Origin of the sequence: Zooshikella harenae (assembly GCF_018837975.1) — a bacterium.
Classification (GTDB): Bacteria; Pseudomonadota; Gammaproteobacteria; order Pseudomonadales; family Zooshikellaceae; genus Zooshikella; species Zooshikella harenae.
The window spans coordinates 1-3777 of record NZ_JAGSOY010000151.1 but is presented as its reverse complement, the minus strand read 5'-3'; the positions used below and the strand labels follow the sequence as shown (position 1 = coordinate 3777).

Annotated in this window: 3 protein-coding genes; 1 reads left to right on the top strand and 2 read right to left on the bottom strand. The window is 35.1% G+C overall.

Going from position 1 to position 3777, the window contains the following annotated elements:
• Positions 1 to 1127: 1127 nt before the first annotated feature.
• Entirely contained in the window at positions 1128 to 2222 is a 1095-nt protein-coding gene (locus tag KCG35_RS23910; protein WP_215822372.1) for a replication initiation protein, read from the top strand.
• Positions 2223 to 2309: 87 nt separating this feature from the next.
• On the opposite strand, the gene KCG35_RS23905 is transcribed toward KCG35_RS23910, so the two are convergent.
• Together KCG35_RS23905 and KCG35_RS23900 are read right to left on the bottom strand one after the other, a co-directional pair.
• Complete coding sequence (locus KCG35_RS23905) at positions 2310 to 2618, bottom strand: hypothetical protein (RefSeq protein ID WP_215822371.1); 309 nt, start codon at positions 2616 to 2618, stop codon at positions 2310 to 2312.
• A gap of 30 nt (positions 2619 to 2648) precedes the next feature.
• Entirely contained in the window at positions 2649 to 3419 is a 771-nt protein-coding gene (locus KCG35_RS23900) for a ParA family protein (RefSeq protein WP_215822370.1), read from the bottom strand.
• Positions 3420 to 3777 lie beyond the last annotated feature (358 nt).

Here is a 3777-nt window from a genome sequence, read left to right as displayed (position 1 = left end):
TAACTAGCTGATTATTTGTCATTTATTAAAAGTACGTCAGTATGCGTATTAATTATTCAAAGCAAATAATAATTTATTATACTTTTTTAATGGTTGTGTTGCAAAGAGACACAGCACTTTGAAATTCCTATCTAAAATGCAAAAAACCAAACGAACTGGGCTAGTTTTTAGGCTCGATTAAATAAATCTAACAGCTTTTCAGTCATGGAATTAAAGCAACCTTTCTTTTAACAGAGTCATCGCTAGGCAAATAAAGCCAAACAGAATCACTTCAAAAATGTACACAACTCAACCCCCCCCCCCCTGTGGCACCTCAGTACCATCGACTTCATTTGCACCAATACCATAGGACCATGTAGCTACTTCTCCCGCCTTTAGTTTCTATACTAGCCAAAACACAAAACCATCAACCTAGTTATAAGTCAACTGGAGTATATAGCAAAAGGTCATACAAATTATGTCGTATATCGAGCTGTGAACTTATTCTTGAGGTTTTTCTGTATCAACTAAGGCAAGGGTAGCAGTAGAATCTTAAAATTGCTTAAATCGAACTGTACGGCGTTTTAGGTGTATCTATTGCTTTTCAAAACTTTGATTATTTTAACATCAACATTCCAGCTCACAAACTCGTTTTTTAGTTTGTCTTGTTTATCTTGTTTTTAATACTTGTTTTTCTTGTTTTCAGGTTGGCTGTATCCATTGATATACCTGGCCTGTAGCGATTTATGGTGTAGTGATTGACACAAAAAGGTGTAGTAACTAACACTGTTGGGTGTAGTGATTGACATAAAAGGGTGTAGTAATTGACATAGTAAAGTGTAGGATTTGACACAAATGTTTAACTCTTTTTAACTGTTTGAATTTTAACCATCTGTGAAATTGATTCTCAATTAACTGTGTAGTAACTGACACATAAAAGATGTAAATAGTATTTTTTGATTACACCTTTTGTGGTTTAAGTGTAGCTTTTAACACAATTAAAGTGTTATTATTGGTTTTGTATTACACTTTATTGTTGTGAATGTATATTTTATAGTCATTTTAGGGCGAAAGGTGTAATATGTGTTGGTGGTTTACACTTTATTTGTGTTGATTGCTAGAACTTGTCAAAACATTTAAGGGTGATTATGGGTTCTGACAATACAGAAATAGATAAACTTAGGATCACAAAAGCAAACCAGTTAGTTGAAGCCGTTTTGATTGAAACGACATCAAAGTTAACACTTCGCGATCAGAAGGTTATTCTAGCGGTTATTAGTCAGTTATCGCCTGACGATGAAGACTTTAAAAAGTACCATATAACGCTAAGTGAACTAGAAAAGCTGACTAATATCGATAAGCAAAATTTATATAGAAAAAACAAACAAAGTCAGCTATCCAATAAGCCTAGAGAGATTGAAGAAATTTGCAAAAGGCTTATGTCTAGCCTTATACAGATACGCGAACCTGAAGAACCTGATGGTTTTTTAATGGCAAACTGGTTTTCTCATGCCCGCTATTCTCCCTCTAGAGGATTAGTAGAATTTTCTTTCTCTCCAGAACTAAAGCCTTATTTGCTTCAGGTAAAGAACAGCTTTACTACATATCATTTAAAACAAGTCATTAATTTACAGTCTGTTTACTCAATTAGACTGTATGAGCTGTTAAGGCAGTTTCTAACATTGAAAGCTGTCAAAGAGGGACAGTCACTAGCTTATAGAAAAATAGAACTTAGCCAACTGAGAGGGTTTATTGGCGTTGAGGAAGGAAGGTATAAGCGTTTTGCTGAGTTTAGACGGAATGTTTTAGATAAAACACAAAGAGAGCTGTCAGAAAAAACAGATATAGCTTTTGATTACGAGCCAATTCGAAAGGGGCGTAGTGTAAATAGTATTAACTTTACTATTCGACACAATGTCAAGTTTGAGGCTATTGAAGATAGTAAAGTACATGAAGCTGATATTTTACCTGATAGCTATGACGAAGCTGTCGCTGCTATGCTCGCAAGTGCAGTTCCTGAACTGCCAGATCAAGTTGTTAAACTACTGGCGTCAAAGCTTGATGGTATTTCTGCTAGCCAAGCATTTTTAAGTTACACCAAAGCCAAACAAGCTGGTAAAGTTAAAGACTCAGCTGCGTATTTTTTAGGAATTTTAAGACACCAGGAACAGCAGTCAAAGAGCACCCGAGAACCTGATTTAGATGATATGAGTTGGGTTGGTAGGGGCTTTGATGAATATTAAAGTACTACAAATGTAATACATAACACAATTAAATGTATTACATTTGTAGTACGGTTTGCGTGGTTATTGTATATCAAATGTATTACATTAAGTGTTATGCATTATTGATTCTAATAGCTTTTTCTTGTTTATTTTGTCTCTCATTCCAATCAAACCGCGAATTACTTTTGCTTCAGTAATATTCTTTTTTGTCATGCTTTGTATTTCTTCTGTCAACTCCTGTAGTCCTGAAATATCATCTGTTGTCAGCCTGAATGGCTTTGGACTTAAGCCTGTTGTTACATTACGGTTTGTCTTAACCGTAGTCAGCTTTTCTTTTATCTGAGGTATTTCCTCAGGCTCTTCTTTTTTGCTAAAACGACTATTAAGATTCGTAGTGCCAGTTAACTTACTCATTTCAGGTCCAAATTGTATTACATTTGTATATCAAATTCGTTCAAGGATTTCTTTAGCTAGCTCTTTGTAATCGCGGTTCGCAAGAGCACTTTTTGAATAGTACTTTAGAGGTTGGGCCGTAACACTTGCTTGTCCAATGGCCTCACTCCTCCTTACTTTCGACTTCAATACTTTTCCATTGATAACTTGTAGTTGCTCTGTAAGAAAGTCATTCATTAACTTGTTTTGGCTTGCATATTCATTTCTAAATACAGCAAAGTTTACATCATTGGTCTCTTTGACCTCTTCTATTGCATCGAGTAGGTCGCTTAATCCATCTAGAGCGAATCTGCCTCCATCAATTGGCATAAGAAATAAATCAGCAATGAGCATTGCATTTGTAACACTCAGTGAAAGTGATGGCGGACAGTCTAAGAGAATAATATCGTAGTCCCCTTCTAGCTTTTTTAAGTGCCGTTGTAGTATTCGTTCTCTATGGACTCTTGTTAAGCACTGTTCTATTTGTCTGCTAAGTGTGATGTGGGAAGGGATATAGTAAAGGTTATCAATATAGTCTCCATCAGACTTTGCTTGATGTATTGCATCCTCAATTTTAACTTTGTGATTTGAAAATAAATCAGCAACGGTTAGGTTGAATTTGCTCTCACCTCCACTTAGGACCTTGGTTAGGTTTGCTTGGTGATCAAGGTCGATGGCTAATACTTTTTTTCCAAGCCTAGCTAACTCCGCACTAATATTTATACATGTGGTTGTTTTACCAACCCCACCCTTCTGGTTTGTAACCGCAATTTTTTTAGCCATCCCCCTACCCTTTGTATTACATAAGTATTACAAATAACATAACCAATATTTCAAAATGAACTACAAATGTATTACAAATATACACCCTATCTCTTACTTTGTCAGTATTTGAAAGCTTTCACTATTTCCTTTCACTACCAATTTAATTATGTATTACATTAGTAATACATAATTGCTAAAGTAGCTAGTATAAATTGTATTACCAATGTAATACATAAAAAGATTGTATATAAACTTGACCTGTATTACTAATGTAATACATTATTGTTCTTCAAAGTGCCACCCGCATGAAGAGTTGATAGTTATGCTTGATATTAAACGCCACCCTAAGACTGTACTACAACTGACACCAAGCTAC